Annotated in this window: 18 protein-coding genes and 5 tRNA genes; 16 read left to right on the top strand and 7 right to left on the bottom strand. The window is 63.1% G+C overall.

The features are described from left to right. The first annotated feature begins 286 nt into the window (after positions 1 to 286). On the top strand, positions 287 to 1,603 hold the full coding sequence (locus tag Q6A48_RS09490; RefSeq protein WP_304553812.1) for a Na+/H+ antiporter family protein: 1,317 nt from the start codon (positions 287 to 289) through the stop codon (positions 1,601 to 1,603). Positions 1,604 to 1,802: 199 nt separating this feature from the next. Further along, complete coding sequence (gene ctpM / locus Q6A48_RS26230) at positions 1,803 to 3,482, top strand: methyl-accepting chemotaxis protein CtpM (protein WP_304553803.1); 1,680 nt, start codon at positions 1,803 to 1,805, stop codon at positions 3,480 to 3,482. Positions 3,483 to 3,763: 281 nt separating this feature from the next. Here ctpM and trhP read toward each other — a convergent pair whose 3' ends face one another. Then, positions 3,764 to 5,095, bottom strand: coding sequence for a prephenate-dependent tRNA uridine(34) hydroxylase TrhP (trhP, locus tag Q6A48_RS09480; RefSeq protein WP_304553802.1), 1,332 nt, complete (start codon positions 5,093 to 5,095; stop codon positions 3,764 to 3,766). Positions 5,096 to 5,243: 148 nt separating this feature from the next. Here trhP and Q6A48_RS09475 point away from each other — a divergent pair, with 148 nt between their 5' ends. Beyond that, entirely contained in the window at positions 5,244 to 6,305 is a 1,062-nt protein-coding gene (locus tag Q6A48_RS09475; protein ID WP_304553800.1) for an AI-2E family transporter, read from the top strand. Between the two features lie 15 nt (positions 6,306 to 6,320). Here Q6A48_RS09475 and Q6A48_RS09470 read toward each other — a convergent pair whose 3' ends face one another. From Q6A48_RS09470 to Q6A48_RS09455, 4 genes are all read right to left on the bottom strand, one after another. After that, on the bottom strand, positions 6,321 to 6,503 hold the full coding sequence (locus tag Q6A48_RS09470) for a hypothetical protein (protein ID WP_304553798.1): 183 nt from the start codon (positions 6,501 to 6,503) through the stop codon (positions 6,321 to 6,323). A gap of 89 nt (positions 6,504 to 6,592) precedes the next feature. Next, entirely contained in the window at positions 6,593 to 6,787 is a 195-nt protein-coding gene (locus tag Q6A48_RS09465) for a hypothetical protein (RefSeq protein WP_304553796.1), read from the bottom strand. Between the two features lie 249 nt (positions 6,788 to 7,036). Beyond that, positions 7,037 to 7,112: transfer RNA gene (locus tag Q6A48_RS09460), tRNA-Asn, on the bottom strand. Positions 7,113 to 7,202: 90 nt separating this feature from the next. Further along, entirely contained in the window at positions 7,203 to 8,399 is a 1,197-nt protein-coding gene (locus tag Q6A48_RS09455; RefSeq protein ID WP_304553795.1) for an amino acid aminotransferase, read from the bottom strand. Positions 8,400 to 8,730: 331 nt separating this feature from the next. Between Q6A48_RS09455 and uvrB the strand changes: the two genes are divergently transcribed. The 11 genes from uvrB (at position 8,731) to Q6A48_RS09400 (ending at position 16,957) form a co-directional block, all read left to right on the top strand. Beyond that, a complete protein-coding gene (uvrB, locus tag Q6A48_RS09450) occupies positions 8,731 to 10,746 on the top strand; it encodes an excinuclease ABC subunit UvrB (protein ID WP_304553793.1) in 2,016 nt (671 codons plus the stop codon). Between the two features lie 228 nt (positions 10,747 to 10,974). Further along, positions 10,975 to 12,456 carry a glutamate--tRNA ligase gene (gene gltX, locus Q6A48_RS09445; RefSeq protein ID WP_304553791.1) on the top strand — a complete coding sequence of 494 codons (1,482 nt, stop codon included), beginning with the start codon at positions 10,975 to 10,977 and terminating at the stop codon, positions 12,454 to 12,456. Between the two features lie 146 nt (positions 12,457 to 12,602). Then, positions 12,603 to 12,678 (top strand) — tRNA-Ala (locus Q6A48_RS09440). A 79-nt stretch (positions 12,679 to 12,757) separates the two neighbouring features. Continuing rightward, positions 12,758 to 12,833 (top strand) — tRNA-Glu (locus Q6A48_RS09435). A gap of 53 nt (positions 12,834 to 12,886) precedes the next feature. After that, positions 12,887 to 12,962: transfer RNA gene (locus Q6A48_RS09430), tRNA-Ala, on the top strand. A 76-nt stretch (positions 12,963 to 13,038) separates the two neighbouring features. Then, positions 13,039 to 13,114, top strand: a tRNA-Glu gene (locus tag Q6A48_RS09425). A 182-nt stretch (positions 13,115 to 13,296) separates the two neighbouring features. Further along, positions 13,297 to 13,836 (top strand): TetR/AcrR family transcriptional regulator, encoded by a 540-nt coding sequence (locus Q6A48_RS09420; protein WP_304553789.1) that lies wholly within the window; start codon positions 13,297 to 13,299, stop codon positions 13,834 to 13,836. 29 nt (positions 13,837 to 13,865) lie between these two features. Then, entirely contained in the window at positions 13,866 to 14,699 is an 834-nt protein-coding gene (locus Q6A48_RS09415) for an alpha/beta fold hydrolase (protein ID WP_304553788.1), read from the top strand. 45 nt (positions 14,700 to 14,744) lie between these two features. After that, positions 14,745 to 15,194, top strand: coding sequence for an acyl-CoA thioesterase (locus Q6A48_RS09410; RefSeq protein ID WP_304553787.1), 450 nt, complete (start codon positions 14,745 to 14,747; stop codon positions 15,192 to 15,194). A 231-nt stretch (positions 15,195 to 15,425) separates the two neighbouring features. Next, complete coding sequence (locus Q6A48_RS09405; RefSeq protein ID WP_304553786.1) at positions 15,426 to 16,385, top strand: tRNA dihydrouridine synthase; 960 nt, start codon at positions 15,426 to 15,428, stop codon at positions 16,383 to 16,385. 119 nt (positions 16,386 to 16,504) lie between these two features. Further along, a complete protein-coding gene (locus Q6A48_RS09400) occupies positions 16,505 to 16,957 on the top strand; it encodes an Hsp20 family protein (protein WP_304553784.1) in 453 nt (150 codons plus the stop codon). A 226-nt stretch (positions 16,958 to 17,183) separates the two neighbouring features. Here Q6A48_RS09400 and Q6A48_RS09395 read toward each other — a convergent pair whose 3' ends face one another. Further along, positions 17,184 to 20,462 carry a PAS domain S-box protein gene (locus Q6A48_RS09395; protein WP_304553782.1) on the bottom strand — a complete coding sequence of 1,093 codons (3,279 nt, stop codon included), beginning with the start codon at positions 20,460 to 20,462 and terminating at the stop codon, positions 17,184 to 17,186. 76 nt (positions 20,463 to 20,538) lie between these two features. Next, positions 20,539 to 21,423 (bottom strand): LysR family transcriptional regulator, encoded by an 885-nt coding sequence (locus Q6A48_RS09390; protein ID WP_304553781.1) that lies wholly within the window; start codon positions 21,421 to 21,423, stop codon positions 20,539 to 20,541. A gap of 156 nt (positions 21,424 to 21,579) precedes the next feature. Here Q6A48_RS09390 and leuC point away from each other — a divergent pair, with 156 nt between their 5' ends. Further along, the gene (gene leuC, locus Q6A48_RS09385; RefSeq protein ID WP_304553779.1) at positions 21,580 to 22,998 is read left to right on the top strand and encodes a 3-isopropylmalate dehydratase large subunit; all 1,419 of its coding nucleotides are present in this window, start codon (positions 21,580 to 21,582) and stop codon (positions 22,996 to 22,998) included. Between the two features lie 11 nt (positions 22,999 to 23,009). Continuing rightward, a complete protein-coding gene (leuD, locus tag Q6A48_RS09380; protein WP_304553778.1) occupies positions 23,010 to 23,654 on the top strand; it encodes a 3-isopropylmalate dehydratase small subunit in 645 nt (214 codons plus the stop codon). Positions 23,655 to 23,773 lie beyond the last annotated feature (119 nt).

The following is a 23,773-nucleotide window of genomic DNA, read 5'->3' as shown; positions in this document are numbered from 1 at the left end:
CCCCCCCCCCCCCCCCCCCCCCCGCCCCCCCCCCCCCCCCCCCCCCCCCCCCCCCCCCCCCCCCCCCCCCCCCCCCCCCCCCCCCCCCCCCCCCCCCCCCCCCCCCCTCCCACACGGACCTGGGTCGATTTCAAAAATCTCCGCTCAGTCCCGACTGCCAGGGGGTATTGCGTTGCGGAACGCCTGAAAACCCGCCCCACGGCCCTTGCAGCTTGGCGCCGCTTCCTGCAAAGTCGCGGCCTTTTTGTTCGGTGGCTTTCCATCGCTGTGCTTTGAGGTAACGATGATAAATGCAGTAATTGCCGCGGTTGGCATCATGCTGGTTCTCAGCCTGTCCCGCGTGCATGTGGTGATCGCGCTGATCGTTGGGGCGTTGGTGGGCGGCTTGACCGGTGGCCTGGGGATCGAGGCGACGCTCAAGGCATTCAATGCCGGCCTCGGGGGCGGTGCGACGGTGGCGCTGTCCTACGCATTGCTCGGGGCGTTCGCGGTGGCGATTGCCAAGTCCGGCATGGCCCACGCCCTGGCTGACAAGGCCCTGGCCATGGTGGACCGCCAGGACGCCGCCGGCGGTTCGGGCGTCAAATGGGTCCTGATCGGGCTGCTGGGGACCGTCGCGGTCGCCTCGCAGAATATCCTGCCGATCCACATCGCCTTCATCCCGCTGTTGGTGCCGCCGCTGCTCTATGTGCTCACCAAGCTGCAACTCGATCGCCGGTTGATCGCCTGCGTCATGACCTTCGGCCTGATCACCCCGTACATGTTCCTGCCGGTCGGCTTCGGCAACATTTTCCTCAATGAAATCCTGCTGGCCAACATCGCCCGCAGCGGCGTGGACGTCAGCGGCATCAACGTCACCCACGCCATGGGCATCCCGGCCTTGGGCATGCTGTTCGGCTTGCTGCTGTCGCTGTTCAGCTACCGCAAGAAGCGCGTCTACGACTTGAAGAAAATCGCCCGGGTCGAACAAGTGGCGGTGCGCTACAACCCCATGAGCCTGATCGTGGCCGGGTTGGCCGTGGCGGCGGCGTTCGCCATCCAGTTGCTGGTGGACTCGATGATCATCGGCGCCCTGGTCGGCTTCCTGATTTTCTCCCTGTCGGGTGTGGTGCGCTGGCGCGAGACCGACGACCTGTTCACCGAAGGCATGAAGATGATGGCGATGATCGGCTTCATCATGATCGCCGCCTCGGGGTTCGCCGAAGTGATGAAGGCCACCGGTGAAGTCCAGGGCCTGGTGGAAGCCTCGGCGGCCTGGATCGGCCACGACAAGGGCATTGGCGCGTTGATGATGCTGCTGGTCGGGTTGCTGGTGACCATGGGCATCGGTTCGTCGTTTTCCACGGTGCCGATCCTGGCGACGATCTTCGTGCCGCTGTGCCTGCAACTGGGCTTCAGCCCGCTGGCGATCGTCTGCATCGTCGGCACCGCCGGCGCCCTCGGCGATGCCGGCTCGCCCGCCTCGGACTCGACCCTGGGCCCGACCTCCGGCCTGAACATCGACGGCCAGCACCACCATATCTGGGACACCGTGGTCCCGACCTTCATCCACTACAACCTGCCATTGCTGGCGTTCGGTTGGGTGGCGGCGATGGTGCTGTAGTCCGGGACCGCGTCGGCCCCTTCGCGAGCAAGCTCGCTCCCACATTGAAATGTATTCCCCTGTGGGAGCGAGCTTGCTCGCGAAGGGGCCCTCAAATTCAACCCTTCTCTCAACGCCGGTACACCTTGTCCTACAGTTTTGACGCGCGCTGCCGCTAACCCAGCTAACCACGCCAATAACACCAACAAGAGTGAACAGCATGCGCCTGAGCTTGAAGGCTAAAGTCCTGTCCCTGGCAATACTGCCGGTCCTGTTGTCCGCGGTGATCATCAGCCTGACCACGGCCTTCATCCTGAAGGAGCAGGCCGGCAAAGAGGTCCAGCAGACGCGCGAACGCTTGCTCGCCGACGCCAAGGCGACCCTGCAGAGCTATGTCGCGGTGGGCTTGACGGCCATCAAGCCGCTCTACGATGCCGCCGCGGCCGGTGACAACGAGGCGCGGGCCCAGGCGATCAAGCTGCTGTCGAGCGTCAGCTACGGCAAGGACGGCTACTTCTTCGGCTACGATTCCGAAACCGTGCGCCTGTTCAAGGCCAACAGCCCCGACGGCGTGGGCAAGAGTTTCAAGGACAACCGCGACCCCAATGGGGTCTACGTCAACCGTGACCTGGTGAAAGTCGCCAAGGACGGTACGCACTACCTCGAATACAGCTCGCCACTGCCCAACAGCAACGAACTGGTGCCCAAGCTGGGCTACACCGAATACCTGCCCAAGTGGGACATGGCGGTCGGCAGCTCGGTCAACCTGGACGGCATCGAAGCCCAGGTCGCCCTGGTGGAGGCCAAGGTCCACGAGCGCGTGCAGGGGGTGATCCTGAGTATTGTCGGCATCGCCGCGGTGGTGTTGCTGGTGATTGCGGTGGTGGGCCTGTTGCTGGCCAACACCATCCTGCGGCCGCTGCACCTGATGAAGGACAACCTCGACGACATCGCGGCGGGCGAGGGCGACCTGACCCGGCGCCTGGCGATCACCAGCCAGGACGAACTGGGCCAGTTGGCCGGGTCGTTCAACCGCTTCGTCGACAAGATCCACGGCCTGGTGCGGCAGATCACCGACATGACCTCGCAACTGACCGGGCTGGTGACGCAAGTGTCCGAGCAGGCCCAGCGCTCGGAGCAGGCCATGGAGCGCCAGCGCCACGAAACCGACCAGGTCGCCACGGCGATCAACGAAATGTCTTCGGCCGCCCAGGAAGTGGCCCGCAGTGCCCAGGGCGCCGCCGTCGCGGCCCAGCAGACCGACGAAGAAGGCCAGTCGGCCAAGCGCGTGGTGGCCGGCAGCATCCAGCAGATCCATGCGTTGGTGAACGATATCCGCAGCAGCGGCGTGTCCCTGGACAGCTTGCAGCAGGACGTGTCGTCGATTGTCAGCGTGCTCGGGGTGATTCGTTCGATTGCCGAGCAGACCAACCTGCTGGCGCTCAACGCTGCCATCGAGGCCGCGCGTGCCGGGGAGGCGGGGCGCGGCTTCGCGGTGGTGGCCGATGAAGTGCGGGCCCTGGCCAGCCGGACCCAGCAGAGCACCCAGGAAATCCAGGGCATGATCGACCGCTTGCAATCAGGCACCCACGCCGCCGTGGAGGCGATGCGCCGTTCCAGCGAGGCCGGTGACGGCACCTCGGTGCGGGCCAACGAGGCGGGCGCCTCCCTGGACACCATGGCGCAGTTGATCGGCACCATCAACTCGATGAACGCCCAGATCGCCAGCGCCGCCGAAGAGCAGACCGCCGTGGCCGAGGAAATCAACCGCAGCGTGCATCAGATCGCCGTGGCGGTGGACAGCGTCGCCGACGAAACCCAACTCGGCGCCCAGACCTCTCGCAGCCTCAACGAGTTGGGCCAGCGCCTGGGCAAGTTGGTGGGCCAGTTCCGGATCTGATCGGCCGGAGCTGCCGAAGGCTGCGATCTTTCGCACCCGATCCAGATGTCATGCCCGGGCAACCGGGCCTTATCGGGTGGGGAGGATCGCAGCCTTCGGCAGTTCCTGCCGAGCAAGTCGTGCTGCCCACTTAAGTCATGCACTCTTGTGGCGAGGGGATTTATCCCCGTCGGGCTGCGGAGCAGCAGCCCCTGGGTAGATGGCGCGATGCACCAGGTAAACCATCGTTGATTTGGGGCTGCTTCGTTGCCCAGCGGGGATAAATCCCCTCGCCACAGTAGTCAGGCAGGCACTTCCCGCACATCCCGCATCAACAACCCGAACCGCAGGTCCACCGCATCCGGAATCGGCAGGTACACCACGTGCCCGTCCCCCGGCGCGACGTCGATGCCGCGGCCTTTCACGTCTTGCAACTGATGCAGGTCGAAATGGAAGTTGCCCTTGGGCGTCATCAGTTCCAGGTGGTCCCCCAGGCCGAAGCGGTTCTTCACCCGCACTTCGGCCAGGCGCTCGCGGCGTTCGCCGGTCAGTTCGCCGACGAATTGCTGGCGCGCCGACACCGAGCTGCCGTTCTGGTAGTTCTGGTATTCATCATGCACATGGCGCCGCAGGAACCCTTCGGTGTAGCCGCGCTGGGCGAGTGACTCCAGGTCGGTCATCAGGGAACGGTCGAATTCGCGGCCTGACACGGCGTCGTCGATGGCCCGGCGGTACACCTGGGTGGTGCGCGCGCAATAAAAGTGCGACTTGGTCCGGCCTTCGATCTTCAGCGAATGCACGCCCATGCGGGCCAGCCGGTCGACGTGCTGCACGGCGCGCAGGTCCTTGGCGTTCATGATGTAGGTGCCGTGCTCGTCCTCGAAGGCCGGCATGGATGCCTCCGGGCGGTTTGCCTCCTGGAGCAGGAACACCTGGTCGGTGGGCGCGCCGATGCCCAGGGTCGGCTCCGGCTCAAAGGTTTGCACGATGTCGCCCACCAGGTTCTCGGTCGCCGGTTGCGCCGAATATTTCCAGCGACAGGCATTGGTGCAACTGCCCTGGTTGGCGTCGCGCCGGTTCAGGTAGCCCGACAGCAGGCAGCGTCCGGAATACGCCATGCACAACGCGCCGTGGACGAAGACCTCCAGTTCCATGGCTGGCACCTGTTCGCGGATCTCGGCGATCTCCTCCAGGGACAACTCCCGGGACAGGATGATCCGGCTCAAGCCCTGCTGCTGCCAGAACTCGACGCTCGCCCAGTTCACGGTGTTGGCTTGCACCGACAGGTGGATGGGCATCTGCGGGAAATGCCGCCGCACCAGCATGATCAACCCCGGGTCGGACATGATCAGCGCGTCCGGCGCCATGGCGATCACCGGCTCCAGGTCCTTGAGGAAAGTCCGCAGCTTGGCGTTGTGCGGGGCGATGTTCACCACCACGTAGAAGCGCTTGCCCATGGCCTGGGCCTCGCGGATCCCCAGGGCCAGGTTGGCGTGGTCGAATTCATTGTTGCGCACCCGCAGGCTGTAGCGCGGCTGGCCGGCGTACACCGCGTCCGCCCCGTAGGCGAAGGCATAGCGCATGTTTTTCAGGGTGCCGGCGGGGGCGAGCAGTTCGGGGGCGGCGAGGGTCATGGTGGCGTCGGGTCGCAAAAAGCGGCGAGGGTACGTCACGAACGGACAGGGCTCATTGATGTGGATCAATGCCGGGACGCGGAACCGACGGCACTCCGGCGATTCCTGGCTGACTAACGTGTAACCCGCCTCAGGACATGGAAAGCTGATGAATCGAAAGATGCTGCAAAATAAATCCCAGATGCTCTTGCTGGTCCTGGTCACCATCGCCTTCTTCTGGATTCTGTTGCCGTTCTATGGCGCGGTGTTCTGGGCGGTGATCCTGGGCATCGTCTTTGCGCCGATGCAACGACGGCTGCAACTGAAGTTTGGTTGGCAGCGCAACATTACGTCGTTGGTCACCCTGAGCACCTGCGTGGTGATCGCGATCCTGCCGGTGATCATCATCAGCATGCTGCTGGTCCAGGAGGGCGCGGCGCTGTACAAGAGCCTCGAAAGCGGCGAGCTGGACATTGCCGATTACCTGGCGCGCTTCAAGGATGCGCTGCCGCCGTACTTCCAGCACCTGCTGGATCGCTTCGGCCTGGGCAACCTCAACGGCCTGCGCGACAAGATCGTCAAGAGCGCCATGCAGGGCAGCGAGTTCTTCGCCACCCAGGCGTTCAGCTTCGGCCAGGGCACCTTCCAGTTCCTGGTCAGCTTTTCCGTGATGCTTTACCTGTTGTTCTTCTTTTTGCGCGACGGTCCCGAGTTGGTGCGCAAGGTACGCGCCGCGGTGCCGCTGGCCGAACACCAGAAGCGGCGCCTGCAATTGAAATTCAACCGGGTGGTGCGGGCGACGGTCAAGGGCAACCTGCTGGTGGCGATCACCCAGGGCGCGCTGGGCGGGTTGATCTTCTGGATCCTGGGCATCCCGACGGTACTGCCCTGGGCAGTGCTGATGGCGTTCCTGTCGTTGCTGCCGGCGGTGGGGGCGGGCCTGGTCTGGGCACCGGTGGCGGTGTACTTCCTGCTTTCGGGAGCTATCTGGCAGGGCGTGGTGCTGAGCCTGTTCGGGGTGTTCGTGATCGGCCTGGTGGACAACTTCCTGCGACCGATCCTGGTGGGCAAGGACACCAAGATGCCGGACTACATGGTGCTGGTTTCGACGCTGGGCGGGCTGGCCGTGTTCGGGCTGAACGGGTTCGTGATCGGGCCGCTGATCGCCGCGCTGTTCCTGTCGTGCTGGGCGCTGTTCGTCGAAAGCGCGCCCCGGGTGCACTTGCCGTAATGCCCACACGGGCCACTAGGCGCTCAGCAGATACGGGCCGATGCGTTGCGACATGGCCTGGGCGGCGGGCAGTGAAGTCAGCGGGCCGCTGATGGTCACGCCATCCTGTACCAGGTACCAGCAGGCGAGCAGGCCACGTTCCCTGAGCGAGGCGGGGACGGCGCTGCCAATGACAGACATGATTTGGATCTTGGGCATGGGAACCTCCATCAATCGATGGGGGTTACCTTACGACTCAGCCGTGGTAACGAAAAATCAACTGGCTCGATAGTGGGAATCGATGCCGGTCAATCCACCACCAGATCGAGCATGTGCACCACTTCGTGCTCATGGAGCACCCCTTTGCGCACCAGGTTTTCCGCCAGCAGCGAAAGGAACTTGGCGGTGCGGTGGCCTTCCAGGTGCTTGAGTTCGGTGAGCGCGTTGTACACCTTGCTGGAAGTGCACAAGCCAACGATGCGGTGGGGGTTTTGCGTGGGCATACCTTCGTCCTTGTTGTTATGAAGCTGTTGTTGACGGACGGCACCAGTTTGCGGCACCGCCATGACGCTCACGTGACAGCTTGGGTTGTAGGAAAAAAGAAAGCAGGATTCAGACCATAATGCCTTCTGGGTGCCGGGTGATTGTTCCGGTAGCGACCTCGACAGGCTTTTTCAACCCGTCGCCGCTTTTCCATCGCCCACGAAAAAGCCCCTGGATCTTTCGATTCAGGGGCTTCTTGTCTGGCTGTCTGGCTCCACGACCTGGACTCGAACCAGGGACCCAGTGATTAACAGTCACTTGCTCTACCAACTGAGCTATCGCGGAATGACGCGTATGTTACTGATTGGAAAAGAGAAGTCAACCCTTGATGATGACTTGCGGCTCATTGCCAGGGTTTTTTCAGGTGCTTTTCCGTCAGATCACCTGGACGATGGCCTTGGTCACCGCCTCGATGTTGTTCTGGTTCAGCGCCGCCACGCAGATGCGGCCGGTGTCCAGGGCATAGATGCCGAACTCGTTGCGCAGGCGCGTCACTTGTTCAACGGTCAGGCCGGAGTAGGAGAACATCCCGCTCTGGCGTGCGACGAAGCTGAAATCATGCTGCGGTGCAGCCTTGGCCAGCATGTCCACCATCTGGTTGCGCATGCCGCGGATCCGCAGGCGCATTTCGCCCAGTTCCGCTTCCCACTGTGCACGCAGCTCGGGGCTGTTGAGCACGGCGGCGACGATGCTGGCGCCGTGGGTCGGCGGGTTGGAGTAGTTGGTGCGGATCACGCGCTTGACCTGGGACAGCACGCGGGTGCTTTCCTCCTTCGACTCGCTGACGATCGACAGCGCGCCCACACGCTCGCCGTACAGGGAGAACGACTTGGAGAACGAGCTGGAGGCAAAGAAGGTCAGGCCCGATTCGGCGAACAGGCGCACGGCTGCGGCGTCTTCATTGATGCCTGCGCCGAAGCCCTGGTAGGCCATGTCCAGGAACGGAACGTGGTTTTTCGCCTTGACCACGGCCAGCACGTTTTTCCAGTCTTCCGGGCTCAGGTCCACGCCGGTCGGGTTGTGGCAGCAAGCGTGCAGCACGATGATCGAGCGGTCGGGCAGGGCGTTGAGGTCTTCCAGCAGGCCGGCGCGGTTCACATCATGGGTGGCGGCGTCGTAATAGCGGTAGTTCTGCACCGGGAAGCCGGCAGTCTCGAACAGCGCACGGTGGTTTTCCCAGCTCGGGTCGCTGATGGCCACGACGGCGTCGGGCAGCAGTTGCTTGAGGAAGTCCGCACCGATCTTCAGGGCGCCGGTGCCACCGACCGCCTGGGTGGTGATGACGCGGCCGGCGGCGATCAGCGGGGAGTCCTTGCCGAACAGCAGGGTCTGGACCGCCTGGTCGTAGGCGGCGATGCCATCGATGGGCAGGTAACCGCGGGAGACGTGCTGGGCCACGCGAATCGTCTCGGCTTCGACCACGGCGCGCAAGAGTGGAATGCGCCCCTCCTCGTTGCAGTAAACACCTACGCCCAGGTTGACCTTATTGGTACGGGTATCGGCGTTGAATGCTTCGTTGAGGCCCAGGATGGGATCGCGGGGTGCCAATTCGACAGCGGAAAACAGGCTCATTATTGCGCGGCTCTGAATGGAGTGAGGGGGACGTGTGACGCTCCAGCCGGATGCACTAGAGCGGTGCACAAACGGGGAGCTAGTATAGAGGCCATCACCCGGCAGGGCGACAGCCGATTCGGTTTTTACGGTAAGTATTTTCGATTTTTTTCGACCGTTAGTCCCTTCGTGGCGTCAAAGTCTGCAAGGCGTGTAGGACGTTCGTCTTGAAAGCGAAGGCATTCACCTCCACATTGTGTGCATTCCAGTTTTTTCCTCGGGCGACATCAGTCGTTTCGGTATTTCTCGTTCCTGTTGGCTGGCCGGCAGGAGTGAACCCAGGGGTTATGTCATGTCTGAATTCCAGCTAGTCACCCGATTCCAACCTGCTGGCGACCAGCCGGAAGCCATCCGCCTGATGGTCGAAGGCATCGAGGCCGGGCTGGCGCACCAGACGTTGCTCGGTGTGACCGGGTCGGGCAAGACCTTCAGCATCGCCAACGTGATCGCCCAGGTGCAGCGCCCGACCCTGGTGCTGGCGCCGAACAAGACCCTGGCGGCCCAGTTGTACGGCGAGTTCAAGGCGTTCTTCCCGAACAACGCGGTGGAGTACTTCGTTTCTTACTACGACTACTACCAGCCCGAGGCCTACGTGCCATCGTCGGACACCTTCATCGAGAAGGACGCCTCGATCAACGATCACATCGAGCAGATGCGGCTGTCGGCGACCAAGGCGCTGCTGGAGCGCAGGGACGCGATCATCGTCACCACCGTGTCGTGCATCTACGGCCTGGGCAGCCCGGAAACCTACCTGAAGATGGTGTTGCACGTGGACCGTGGCGACAAACTCGACCAGCGCGCCTTGCTGCGTCGCCTGGCGGATCTGCAGTACACCCGCAACGACATGGATTTCGCCCGGGCGACCTTCCGGGTGCGCGGCGACGTGATCGACATCTTCCCGGCGGAATCCGACCTGGAAGCGATCCGCATCGAGCTGTTCGACGATGAAGTGGAGAGCATTTCAGCATTCGACCCGCTGACCGGCGAGGTGATTCGCAAGCTGCCCCGTTTCACCTTCTACCCCAAGAGCCACTACGTGACGCCACGGGAAACCCTGCTGGACGCCATCGAAGGAATCAAGGCCGAGCTGCAGGAACGCCTGGATTACCTGCGCACCCACAACAAGCTGGTGGAAGCCCAGCGCCTGGAGCAGCGGACCCGGTTCGACCTGGAGATGATCCTGGAGCTGGGCTACTGCAACGGTATCGAGAACTATTCCCGCTACCTGTCGGGCCGCCCGGCAGGCGCGCCACCGCCGACCCTGTACGACTACCTTCCGGCCGATGCCTTGCTGGTGATCGACGAGTCCCACGTCAGCGTGCCCCAGGTTGGCGCGATGTACAAAGGCGACCGCTCGCGCAAGGAAACCCTGGTGGAATACGGGTTCCGCCTGCCGTCGGCGCTGGACAACCGGCCGATGCGCTTCGACGAGTGGGAGAGCGTCAGCCCGCAGACGATCTTCGTCTCGGCGACCCCCGGCAACTACGAGGCCGAGCACGCCGGGCGGGTAGTCGAGCAAGTGGTGCGGCCGACCGGCCTGGTGGACCCGCAGGTCGAGGTCCGGCCGGCGTTGACCCAGGTGGACGACCTGCTGTCGGAAATCACCAAGCGCGTTGCGCTGGAAGAGCGGGTGCTGGTCACCACGCTGACCAAGCGCATGGCCGAGGACCTCACCGACTACCTGGCCGACCACGGCGTGCGGGTGCGTTACCTGCATTCGGACATCGACACGGTGGAACGGGTCGAGATCATCCGCGACCTGCGCCTGGGCACCTTCGATGTGCTGGTGGGCATCAACCTGCTGCGTGAAGGCCTGGATATGCCGGAAGTGTCGCTGGTGGCCATTCTCGATGCCGACAAGGAGGGTTTCCTGCGCTCCGAGCGCTCGCTGATCCAGACCATCGGTCGGGCCGCGCGTAATCTCAATGGCCGGGCGATCCTGTATGCCGACCGCATCACCGGTTCCATGGAGCGGGCCATCGGCGAGACGGAGCGCCGGCGCGACAAGCAGATTGCCTTCAACCTGGCCAACGGGATCACGCCAAAAGGGGTGTTCAAGGACGTCGCCGATATCATGGAAGGCGCCACCGTGCCCGGTTCGCGCAGCAAGAAGCGCAAGGGCATGGCCAAGGCCGCCGAGGAGAGCGCCCGCTACGAAGCCGAACTGCGTTCGCCGAGCGAGATCACCAAGCGTATCCGGCAGTTGGAAGAGAAGATGTACCAACTGGCCCGGGACCTGGAATTCGAAGCGGCAGCGCAGCTGCGTGACGAGATTGGCAAGTTGCGGGAGCGGTTGTTGGCGGTCTGAGGTTTAGGGTGGCTTGGAAGGCCTCTTCGCGAGCAAGCCCGCTCCCACAGTTGACCGAGTTGATCAGGCTTTCGCGATCTACTGTGGGAGCGGGCTTGCTCGCGAATGGAGCGACCCGGTCTGACAGATGCCACTCAATCTGTCTCTCACTGGAGCCCGCCCGCCATCGCCTGTTACCATTCGCCCCCTGTTTGAACTCCGCTTTTCTATTCTTTTCCGAGACATGCCATGACCACCGTCCGCACCCGCATCGCGCCTTCGCCCACTGGCGATCCCCATGTCGGCACCGCCTACATCGCTTTGTTCAACTATTGCTTTGCCAAGCAGCACGGCGGTGAGTTCATCCTGCGCATCGAGGACACCGACCAGTTGCGTTCGACCCGCGAGTCCGAACAGCAGATTTTCGACGCCCTGCGCTGGCTGGGGATCGATTGGAGCGAAGGCCCGGATGTCGGCGGCCCCCACGGTCCTTATCGCCAGAGCGAGCGCGGTGCCATCTACCAGCAGTACTGTCAGCAGCTGGTGGACATGGGGCACGCGTTCCCTTGCTTCTGTACCGCTGAAGAGCTGGACCAGATGCGCGCCGAGCAGATGGCCCGTGGCGAAACCCCGCGCTACGACGGCCGTGCGTTGCTGTTGTCGAAGGAAGAAGTCGCCCGCCGCCTGGCCGCTGGCGAGCCCCATGTGATCCGCATGAAGGTACCGTCCGAAGGCGTCTGCGTGGTCCCGGACATGCTGCGTGGCGATGTCGAGATCCCGTGGGATCGCATGGACATGCAAGTGCTGATGAAAACCGACGGCCTGCCGACGTACTTCCTCGCGAACGTGGTCGACGATCACCTGATGGGCATCACCCACGTATTGCGCGGTGAAGAATGGCTGCCGTCGGCGCCGAAACTGATCCTGCTCTACGAGTATTTCGGCTGGGAACAACCGCAGCTGTGCTACATGCCGCTGCTGCGTAACCCGGACAAGAGCAAGCTGTCCAAGCGCAAGAACCCGACCTCGGTGACCTTCTACGAGCGCATGGGCTTCATGCCCGAGGCGATGCTCAATTACCTGGGTCGCATGGGCTGGTCCATGCCGGACGAGCGCGAGAAGTTCTCCCTGCAGGAAATGGTCGAGCACTTCGACCTGTCGCGGGTCTCCCTGGGCGGGCCGATCTTCGACATCGAGAAGCTGTCCTGGCTCAACGGCCAGTGGCTGCGGGATCTACCGGTGGAAGAGTTCGCCGCACGCGTGCAGAAGTGGGCGCTGAATCCCGACTACCTGATGAAGATCGCTCCCCATGTGCAGGGCAGGGTGGAGACGTTCAGCCAGATCGCGCCGTTGGCCGGCTTCTTCTTCGCCGGCGGCGTGACGCCGGACGCGAAGCTGTTCGAGTCCAAGAAACTCTCTGGCGACCAGGTGCGCCAATTGATGCAATTGATCCTGTGGAAGCTTGAAAGCTTGCGCCAGTGGGAGAAGGACAGCATCACTGCGACCATCCAGGCGGTGGTCGAGTCCCTGGAGCTGAAGCTGCGCGATGCCATGCCGCTGATGTTCGCCGCCATCACCGGCCAGGCCAGTTCCGTATCGGTGCTCGATGCGATGGAAATCCTCGGGCCGGACCTGACCCGTTTCCGCCTGCGCCAGGCCATCGATCTGCTCGGTGGGGTGTCGAAGAAGGAAAACAAGGAGTGGGAAAAACTGTTGGGCGCGATCGCTTAAGCGGTCGATGAGGCAGGGCACACCCCGGTTTTCCGGGGTTTGTCGGTAAGTGATTGTTATCCCGGCAAAAAATTTTCAAATTTGTTGAAAATAAATTTGACAGCCCTCCGATACGCCCTTAAGATTCGCCCCGTCCTCAGCGATGAGGGGCTATAGCTCAGCTGGGAGAGCGCTTGCATGGCATGCAAGAGGTCGACGGTTCGATCCCGTCTAGCTCCACCAATCTACACTTCAAGGCCTGGCCACACCGGCCTTGAAGGGATCAACACTCAGCGTTGATCAGTTGTACAGAAGGGTTTGCGTCCCCTTCGTCTAGTGGCCTAGGACACCGCCCTTTCACGGCGGTAACAGGGGTTCGAGTCCCCTAGGGGACGCCAGTTTCACAGAAGCGATGTTGCAAGATGTCGCTCCGCCGCGAGGCGAAAAATCCGGGGCTATAGCTCAGCTGGGAGAGCGCTTGCATGGCATGCAAGAGGTCGACGGTTCGATCCCGTCTAGCTCCACCAATTTACACTTCAAGGTCTGGCCACACCGGCCTTGAAGCGATCAGTCCTCAGCGCTGATCATGTTCAGAAGGTTTGTGTCCCCTTCGTCTAGTGGCCTAGGACACCGCCCTTTCACGGCGGTAACAGGGGTTCGAGTCCCCTAGGGGACGCCACGATTACCCGCTCTGCGGGATTTTATAAGGGTCATTCAATTCTTGAATGGCCCTTTTGTTTGTCTGGCGTTCGGCCAATTCCCTTATCCTCGAAAAAAGACACCGCTGACCAGCGGCCAAGATTCTGCTTGCAGAGAATTATTATATGGATAATATTGTGTTCGTAATATTTGGAGGTGGCGATGAGCGATAAAAAGGCACAGACCCGTGAACGCATTCTCAAGGCTGCCAGCGATGCGCTGATCCAGCGTGGCCCGGCGGAGCCCAGCGTGGGCGAGGTGATGGGCGCAGCCGGGCTGACGGTTGGCGGCTTCTACGCTCATTTCGAAAGCAAGGACGCGCTGATGCTGGAGGCTTTCAAGCAACTGCTCAGCCGGCGCCGTGGCTTGATCGCCGATATGGACACCGAACTTACCGGTGAAGAGCGGCGCGCCCTGGTCGCCGCGTTCTACCTGTCGCGCAAGCATCGGGACTCCACTGAAAATGCCTGCCCGATTCCCGCGTCGATCGGCGAATTGGGACGGCTGCCGGATCCGTTTCGTGAAGTGCTCAACGAGCACATTGAATTAATGGCCGCGCAATTGGCGGCCAGTCCGGAAGATGCCGACAAGGCCCTTGCCGACATCGCCCTGATGGTCGGTGGCCTGGCCCTGGCACGGGCACTGGGTCCGGGAGAGTTATCGGATCGTGTGTTGCGTGCCGCCAAATCTGCGGTGCGGTGAGCTGAGACGCAAGCCGTGGGAGAAGAGCGATGGACAGATTAAGCTGGATTCGTGGCGTCAATGGCACCCTGGGGCGCGTGGCGCCGCGCCTGGTGGCGAAGAAAATGCGCGCGCTGTTCATGCACCCCCGGAATCTGCCACCGCGAGACTGGGAGTTGCCGCTGCTGGCAAGCGCCGAGCGCATCACCTTGCGCTTCGGCCTTTCTGCCCTGCGTTGGGGCAAGGGCCCGACCGTTTTGCTGATGCATGGCTGGGAAGGGCGGCCCACGCAGTTCGCTGCGCTGATCACGGCGCTGGTGAATGCAGGTTACACGGTGGTCGCACTGGATGGCCCGGCTCATGGTCGCTCCCCTGGCCGTGAGGCGAATGTCCTGCTGTTCGCCCGGGCGATGCTCGAAGCCGCGGCTGAACTGCCGCCGCTGCAAGCTGTGATCGGGCATTCCATGGGCGGTGCCAGCGCCATGCTTGCGGTTCAGCTGGGTTTACGTACCGAAACGCTGGTCAGCATCGCCGCGCCTTCGCGCATTCTCGGCGTATTGCGCGGTTTCGCCCGACGTATGGGCCTGCCGCCCCGGGCGCGTTCGGCTTTCATTCGCCAGGTGGAAAACGACGTGGGCATGCGTGCCTCGGCCATGGACGTGGCGCATTATCAATTGGACGTTCCGGGGTTGATTGTCCATGCCGAGGACGACACGTTCGTCTCGGTCAAGGAGTCGCAACTGATTCACGAGGCCTGGTTCGACAGCCGCTTGCTGCGTTTGCCCCAGGGCGGGCACCAGCGGGTGCTGGCGGATCCCCGGGTGATCGACGGGGTATTATCCCTGCTGGCCGGGCGCAGCTTGCAGGCGCGGCAATCGGCCTGAGCATCCGGTACACTGCCCCGATCCACATTCGACCGGGAGCAGGGCATGGGCTGGGATCGGGCAACGCCGTTCGTCATTGATCTGCAAGTGAACGCCGAAGACATCGACGGACTGGGGCACGCCAATAACGCGGTGTACGTCACCTGGCTCGAACGCTGCGCCTGGCGCCATTCCCAGCGCCTGGGGCTGGACCTGGCGGAGTATCGCCGCCTGGACCGGGCCATGGCGGTGGTCCGGCATGAAATCGATTACCTGGCGGCCGCCTACGAAGGCGACGAATTGCAGTTGGCGACCTGGATCGTCGACTGGGACCAGCGCCTGAAGATGACCCGGCACTTCCAATTGGTCCGGCCCCGGGATAACGCCACGTTGCTGCGGGCCCAGACCACTTTCGTCTGCATTGAATTGTCGACCGGCAGGCCCAAGCGCATGCCGGCGGAGTTCATCGAGGGTTATGGTCCGGCGTTGGAACCATCCGGCATTCTCATCGACTGACCCACCGCTATCGCGAGCAGGCTCGCTCCCACAAGGGATTTGGGGTGAGCAGGATTTTTGAACGATCGAGAACCCCTGTGGGAGCGAGCTTGCTCGCGATAGCGGCGCTACATTCAACATTTGCGCAAGCTTATACACCGCCATCGCGAGCAGGGTTTGGCTGTGAATGCCGATGCCCTGGGCAAAATCCGGTAAACTGCCGCACGTTTTTCCGTTGAGTGTGTTCTTCCCATGCAAATTGCCCTGGCGCCCATGGAGGGGTTGGTCGACAACATCCTGCGCGATGTCCTGACCCGCGTTGGCGGTATCGACTGGTGTGTCACCGAGTTCATCCGCGTCAACGACCGCCTGCTCACGCCGGCGTATTTCCATAAGCTCGCCCCCGAGTTGCTGACCCAGGCCCGGACCGCTGCCGGCGTGCCGTTGCGCGTGCAATTGCTGGGTTCCGACCCGGTATGCCTGGCGGAAAACGCCGCGTTGGCCTGCGAGCTGGGCTCGGAGGTGATCGACCTGAACTTCGGTTGCCCAGCCAAGACCGTGAACAAGTCCCGGGGCGGGGCGGTGTTGCTCAAGGAGCCGGAGCTGCTCAACCAGATCGTCGAGCATGTGCGTCGCGCAGTGCCCCGGCACATCCCGGTGACCGCCAAGATGCGCCTGGGGTTCGACAGCCCGGACGGCGCGCTGGTGTGCGCCACGGCGTTGGCCGAGGGGGGCGCGGAGCACATCGTGGTGCATGCGCGGACCAAGACCGATGGCTACAAGCCGCCGGCCCACTGGGAGTGGATCCCCCGGGTCCAGGACGTGGTCAAGGTCCCGGTGTTCGCCAACGGCGATATCTGGAGCGTCGAGGATTGGCGCCGTTGCCGCGAAATCAGCGGTGTCGAGGACATCATGCTCGGTCGCGGCCTGGTTTCCCGCCCGGACCTGGCCCGGCAGATCGCCGCGGCCCGGGCCGGAGAGGACGTGCTGCCGATGTCCTGGGCCGACCTGCAACCGATGCTGCAGGACTTCTGGCGGCAAGTGGTCGAACAACTGACGCCCCGCCAGGCCCCCGGTCGCCTGAAGCAGTGGCTGGCGATGCTGACCCGCAATTACCCCGAGGCGGCGACGTTGTTCAGCGCGTTGCGGCGCGAAACCGAGCTCGACGCGGTGGGGCATCTGCTGGGCGTGAAGCGCACTGAAGCGGCCTGAAAAAAATTTCGAAAAACCTCTTGAAAAGTAGTTGGCGGCCCCTAGATAGGGGTTACGCGATGCCGAATTCGGGTCGTGGAGACAAAAAACCTTGCTGAATTTTTCAGGAGATTTGAATCATGAGTACTGCATTTTCGCTGGCCCCACTGTTCCGTTCCTCGGTAGGTTTCGACCGTTTCAATGACTTGTTCGAAACCGCCCTGCGCAACGAACCGGGCAGCAGCTATCCACCCTACAACGTGGAAAAATACGGTGATGATCAATACCGTATTGTTGTCGCCGCCGCGGGTTTCCGGGAAGAAGACCTGGACCTGCAGGTGGAAAAAGGTGTGCTGACCATCAGCGGCGGTAAGCGCGAGGCCAGCAACGACAGCGTGACCTACCTGCACCAGGGCATCGCCCAGCGTGCATTCAAGCTGTCCTTCCGGTTGGCGGACCATATCGAGATCAAGTCCGCTGGCCTGAGCAACGGTCTGTTGAGTATCGACCTGTTGCGGGTCATCCCGGAAGAGGCGAAAGCCAAGCGCATTCCGATCAACGGGGCGCAGCAACAACCTGCGTTGCAGAACTGATGCATCGCCACTGAAAAAGGGCGCCGAAAGGCGCCCTTTTTCATTGCAGGTGATGCAGTTGTGGAACCCCATTGTGGCGAGGGGATTTATCCCCGCTGGGCTGCGCGGCAGTCCTAAAAGGGTGTGTCAGGCTGAACGGTGTTGCCCGGTCTGCTTGGGGCTGTTTCACCGCCCAACGGGGATAAATCCCCTCGCCACGGGCTTTGCTGCGAATTGTGAGCTTGCATCACGGCAGCAACCGCTCGAACGCCTCCAGCGGCAGCGGCCGGCTGTGCAGGTAGCCTTGGTACAAATGGCAATCAAGCCCTTGCAGGAATTGCAGTTGCTCCAGGGTTTCCACGCCTTCGGCGATCATTTCCAGGTTCAGGCTGCGAGCCATGGCGACGATGGCGCGGATGATTTCAGCGTCGTTCGGGTCGCTGGTGGCGTCACGCACGAATGACTGGTCGATTTTCAGCGTGTCCACCGGCAAGCGCTTGAGGTAGGTCAGCGACGAATAGCCGGTGCCGAAGTCGTCCATGGCGAAGCTCACGCCGAGTTTTTTCAGGCGGCGCATCTTGCCGATGGTGTCATCCAGGTTGTGGATCACGATGCCCTCGGTGATCTCCAGTTTCAGCATGGAGAAGGGTAGGCCATGGGTGACCAGGCTGCTTTCGATGCGTTCGACGAAGTCGCTCTGGCGGAACTGCCGGGGGCTGATGTTCACGCACAGGCTGAACCGCCGCGGGTCGACCTTGCCCTTGGCGATCAACGCCTTGAAGCCGACGCAGGCTTCATCGAGGATCCAGGTCCCGACTTCAAGGATCAGGCCGCTGTCCTCCAGCACCTTGATGAATTCGTTGGGCGACTGTGCACCCAGTTCCGGGTGATGCCAGCGCACCAGGGCTTCGGCACCGACGATGCGGTTGTCCCGGGCGTCGACCTGGGGCTGGAAGTGCAGGCTGAACTCGCCCCGGGCCAGGGCCTGGCGCAGGTCGGTCTCCATGCGCAGGCGTTCGCTCGCGGCTTTCTGCATGGTGGCTTGGAACATCTGCGAGGTGTTGCGCCCCGAATCCTTGGCGCGGTACAGCGCGATGTCGGCGCGCTTGAGCAGGTCGGCGGGGGTGGAACCGTGGTCGGGAATCAGCGCCATGCCGATGCTCGGCGTGACCTGCAGTCGCTGGCCGTCGAGGAACATCGGCTCCGAGAGCAGTTCGCGCAGGGTGTCGGCGAGTTTCTGTACTTGCTCGCTGACCGCGGCGCGGCTGCCTTCCAGGCCGCTGAGGAGCACCACGAACTCGTCGCCGCCGAGCCGCGCCACGGTGTCTTCCAGGCGCACGCTTGCCTCCAGCCGCGCGGTGATGATCTTCAACACGGTGTCGCCCACCGGGTGGCCGAGGGAGTCGTTGATGTGCTTGAAGTGGTCCAGGTCGAGAAACAGCAGGGCGCCGCGCAGGTTATGGCGCTTGAGCAGGGCGATCTGCTGGCTGAGCCGGTCCATCAACAGGGCGCGGTTGGGCAGGTTGGTCAGCGGGTCGTGGTAGGCCAGGTGGCGGATCTGGGCCTCGGCATTGCGCAACAGGCTGACGTCCCGGGCGGTGAGCAGCAGGCAAGCGGTTTCGTTCAGGGTGATCGGCTCGACGGACACCTCCACCGTGAGGATTTCCCCGCGTTTGTTGCGCCCGAGCATTTCCTGGTGGTGCACGCGGCCCTTGAGTTGCAGTTCGGCCAGCAGCGCCGTGCGCTGTTTTTCCTCGGCCCAGATGCCCACTTCATAGACCGTGCGGCCGAGCACCTCATCGGCGCGGTAGCCGGTCAGGCGGCAGAACCCGTCATTGATTTCCAGGTAGCGACCGCTTTCGCGCTCGGTGATGGTGATGGCGTCGGGGCTGGAATGGAACGCCTTGGCGAATTTCTCCTCGCTGGCCTTCAGGGCCGCTTCCGAACGCTGTTGATGGGTGATGTCCCGCAGGGTGGTGACGATGCAGGGCTGGTTGCCGACGTTGATCTGGCGGCTGGAGATCACGCAGGTCAGCGGTTGGCCGTCCTTGTGGTGGACGACGATGGCGACGTTGCTCAGCGATTGCTCGCGGATGACCCGTTCGATGCGCTGCAGGCTGCCACCCGAAGCTTCCCAGAGGCCGATTTCGTCGGCGCTGAGGCCGATCACGTCCTTGGCACTCCAGCCGAAGGTCTGGGTGAAGCTGGAGTTGATTTCGAGGAACCGGCCGCTGTCCTGGTGGGTCACGCAGATCGGGTCGGGGCTGACCTGGAACAACGTGGCGAATTTCTCTTCCGACGCCGCCAGGCTCTGTTCGCGTTCGACCTGGTCGGTGATGTCCAGCAGGGTGCCGGCCATGCGCAAGGGGCTGCCGTCTTCGTTGCGGTACAGGCGTGCACGACTTTCCAGGTAGCGGGAGCTGCCGTCCGGCAACTGCACCCGGTAGGTCAGCTGGTAATTGCCCGCCGGGCCTTCGCGCAGGCTGCGATAGGCGTTGCGCATATTGTTGCGTTCTTCATCGGGCACCCCTTCGAAAAACGCGTCGAACGATTCGTGGAAGGCCTTGGGCTCCAGGCCGTGCAATTGCGCGGCACGGGCGGAGCCGTAGAGCATGCCGCTGGGAATGTGCCAGTCCCAGGTGCCCAGTTGCGCCGAGTCGAGCGCCAGGTCGAGGCGTTCCTGGCTGTCCTTGAGGGCTTGTTCGGCCAGTTTGCGCTCGGTGGTGTCGAGAAACGTGCTCAGCAGGTAGGGCTGGCCTTCGAGCTCGACCTTTTGCGCGCTGAGGATGCCGTTGTGGATCTGGCCGTTACTGGCGCGGAACTCCACTTCCATGCTGACCAGTTCGCCCTTGGCCTTGGTCGCCTCCACCAGTTTCGCCCGCTGGCTGGGGTCGACCCACAAGCCCAGTTCCAGGGTCGTGCGGCCGATCACGGCATGCACCGGCCAGCCGAACAGGCTTTCGAAATACTGGTTGACCTCGCTGATCAAGCCGTCTTCCTGGCGGGTCAGCAGCACCATGTTCGGGCACAGGTGGAACAGCGTGGCGAAGCGTTTCTCCGAGCTGCGCAAGGCCTGCTCGCGCTGGCGCTGGTGGGTGATCTCACGGATCACCCCGATCATGCGCGGGCGGCCGTGTTTGTCGGGCAGGACGCTGCCGTTGATTTCCAGCCAGTGCACGCTGCCGTCGGGCCAGACGATGCGGTGGTGCATCGCCTGTTCCACTGGCGCGCCGGCCACGGCGGCGCGAAAGGCCCGGATGGCGCGGGCGCGGTCTTCGGGCAGCAGCAGGTCCAGGTAGTCCATGTCCGCCGGCAGCGGCTGGCGCGGGTCGAAGCCGAACAGCGCCTGCGTGCCACGGGACCAGCTGATCTGGCCCGTCTCGATGTCCCACGACCAGGCGCCCAGCCGCGCACCGTTGAGGGCGGCCAGCAACTGGGGGGCGCTGTCCCAGCTTTGCTCGGACCGCTTCGGGTCAAGCGCCTGGATGCGCGGCAAGGGCGGTAGCGGGTCTACGGGTTTGGGCATTCTCTGGCGAGCCTTGGGCAGGTTTGGGACTTGAGCGCAGGCGTCGTGGCGCTACAGGCGTCGCACAACCCATGCCTCAAGTCCCTGGCAGATCGATTTGTGCGTCCAATAGCGCCATGAAGGCCCGTGCCGCGTTCGACAGCGTCCGTTCGGTATGCAAGATATAGCCTAGCTGGCGACTGAGCTGTATGCCCGGCAGAGGAATGCGCGCGACCTGTTCGTCGAGCATGGTGCGCGGCAGGACGCTCCAGGCCAGGCCGATGGAGACCATCATTTTTATGGTTTCCAGATAATTCGTGCTCATGGCGATGTTCGGCGTCAGGCCCTGGGCCTCGAACAGCTTGTGCACGATGTGATGGGTGAACGTATTGCCGCCGGGAAACACGGCTGGGTGCCGGGCGATGTCGGCGAGGCTGACCGCGCCGTTTTCCAGCAGCGCATGTTCCGGCGCCACCACGAAATCCAGCGGGTCGTCCCAGACCGGCGTGGCACGTACCAGTGTGTGGGGCTCGGGGGCGAGGGTGATCACTGCCAGCTCCGCCCGGCCGTGGAGGATTTCTTCGTAGGCCACTTCCGAATCCAGGAACTGAATATCCAGCGCCACTTGCGGGTAGCGTCGGGTGAAGGCCCGCAACAGCGGCGGCAAGCGGTGCAGCCCGATGTGGTGGCTGGTGGCGAGCGTCAGCCGCCCGGTCACTTCGCCGGTCAGGTTGGTCAGGGCGCGACGGGTGTCATCCAGCACATTGAGGATCTGATAGGCCCGTGGCAGCAGCGCGCGGCCGGCCTCGGTCAGGCCCACCTCGCGACCCAGGCGGTCGAACAGGCGCACGTTGAGCTGCTGTTCCAGGCCGGCGATCCGCTTGCTGATGGCCGGTTGAGTCAGGTGCAGGCGTTCACCGGCGCCGGAGAAACTGCCCGTCTCGGCGATGGCAATGAAGGCGTTGAGGTTGGCGAGATCCATGGTGGTCGAGTTCGAATTCCAGTTGGTTATGCAAAGTATAAAAAATATGAATTTGAGTTATTCAATGTAACCCCATAGCATCAGCCTCACAAGCCAAGGGGTTATTGAATCGTTCAAGGCCCGGGGCATAGAAACAAGCTGATGAGGAACCGTCTGATGGCCGGCAAAACGCTCTACGACAAGCTCTGGGATTCGCATTTGGTCAAGCAGCGCGACGATGGCTCGGCGCTGATCTACATCGATCGTCACATCATCCACGAAGTGACCTCGCCGCAAGCTTTCGAAGGCCTGCGCCTGGCCGGGCGCAAGCCGTGGCGCATCGATGCCAACATCGCCACCCCGGACCACAACGTACCGACCACCCCGGAGCGCAAGGGCGGCATCGCGGCCATTGCCGACCAGGTCTCGCGCCTGCAGGTCCAGACCCTCGACGATAACTGTGACGAGTACGGCATCGTCGAATTCAAGATGAACGACGTGCGCCAGGGCATCGTCCACGTCATCGGCCCGGAGCAGGGCGCGACCTTGCCCGGCATGACCGTGGTCTGCGGCGACTCGCACACCTCGACCCACGGCGCATTCGGGGCCCTGGCCCATGGCATCGGTACGTCCGAGGTCGAGCATGTGCTCGCCACCCAGTGCCTGGTCGCCAAGAAAATGAAGAACATGCTGGTGCGTGTCGAAGGCACCCTGCCGTTCGGCGTGACCGCCAAGGACATCGTCCTCGCCGTGATCGGCAAGATCGGCACCGCCGGCGGTAACGGCCATGCCATCGAGTTCGCCGGCAGCGCGATTCGCGACTTGTCGGTCGAAGGCCGCATGACCATCTGCAACATGTCCATCGAGGCCGGTGCCCGGGTGGGTCTGGTGGCCGCCGATGAAAAGACCGTTGAGTACGTCAAGGGCCGTCCGTTCGCCCCAAAAGGCGCGCAATGGGACATGGCGGTCGAAGCCTGGAAGGACCTGGTCTCGGATGCCGATGCCAGGTTCGACACCGTGGTCGAGCTCGACGCCGCCCAGATCAAGCCGCAGGTCAGCTGGGGCACTTCGCCCGAGATGGTCCTGGCCGTGGACCAGAACGTCCCGGATCCGGCCCGGGAAATGGACCTGGTCAAGCGCGACTCCATCGTCCGCGCCTTGAAGTACATGGGCCTGAAGGCCAACCAGGCGATCACCGACATTCAGCTCGACCGCGTGTTCATCGGTTCCTGCACCAACTCGCGGATAGAAGACCTGCGCGCTGCCGCGGTGATTGCCAAGGGGCGCAAGGTCGCCTCGACCATCAAGCAGGCCATCGTGGTGCCGGGCTCGGGCCTGGTGAAGGCACAGGCCGAAGCGGAAGGGCTGGACAAGGTGTTCCTCGAAGCCGGTTTCGAATGGCGCGAGCCGGGCTGCTCGATGTGCCTGGCGATGAACCCGGATCGGCTGGAGTCGGGCGAGCATTGCGCCTCCACCTCCAACCGTAACTTCGAAGGTCGCCAGGGCGCCGGTGGCCGTACCCACCTGGTGAGCCCGGCCATGGCCGCGGCGGCGGCTGTCAACGGCCGTTTCGTCGACGTCCGCGAATTGATCTGAAGGAGCGCAGCATGAAAGCTTTTACCCAGCACACCGGTCTTGTCGCGCCTTTGGATCGTGCCAACGTCGACACCGACCAGATCATCCCCAAGCAGTTCTTGAAATCCATCAAGCGTACCGGCTTCGGCCCGAACCTGTTCGACGAGTGGCGCTACCTGGATGTTGGCCAGCCGTACCAGGACAACTCCAAGCGGCCGTTGAACCAGGATTTCGTGCTCAACGCCGAGCGCTACCAAGGCGCCAGCGTGTTGCTGGCCCGGGAGAACTTCGGCTGCGGTTCGAGCCGCGAGCACGCGCCGTGGGCGCTGGAAGAGTACGGTTTCCGCAGCATCATCGCGCCGAGCTACGCCGACATCTTCTTCAACAACAGCTTCAAGAACGGCTTGCTGCCGATCATCCTCAGCGATGCTGAAGTGGATGAACTGTTCCAGCAGGTCGAGGCCAACCCGGGCTACCAGTTGCAGATCGACCTGGCGGCCCAGACCGTGACCCGTCCCGACGGCAAGGTGCTGGGCTTCGAGATCGATGCGTTCCGCAAGCATTGCCTGCTCAACGGCCTGGACGACATCGGCCTGACCTTGCAGGACAGCGATGCGATCGCCGCGTTCGAGGCCAGGCACCGGGCCAGCCAGCCTTGGTTGTTTCGCGATGCTTGATCTTGCGTAAGGCGTAAAGACGCCATCGCGAGCAAGCTCGCTCCCACATTGGATTTGGGCAGTTCACAAACCCCCTGTAGGAGCGAGCTTGCTCGCGATGGGGACCGCCCAGGCAATAC

Source organism: Pseudomonas citrullilanati (assembly GCF_030580855.1).
In the GTDB taxonomy this organism is placed as follows: Bacteria; Pseudomonadota; Gammaproteobacteria; order Pseudomonadales; family Pseudomonadaceae; genus Aquipseudomonas; species Aquipseudomonas citrulli.
The sequence above is the reverse complement of the archived record's forward strand: the minus strand, read 5'-3'. Positions and strand labels throughout refer to the sequence as shown.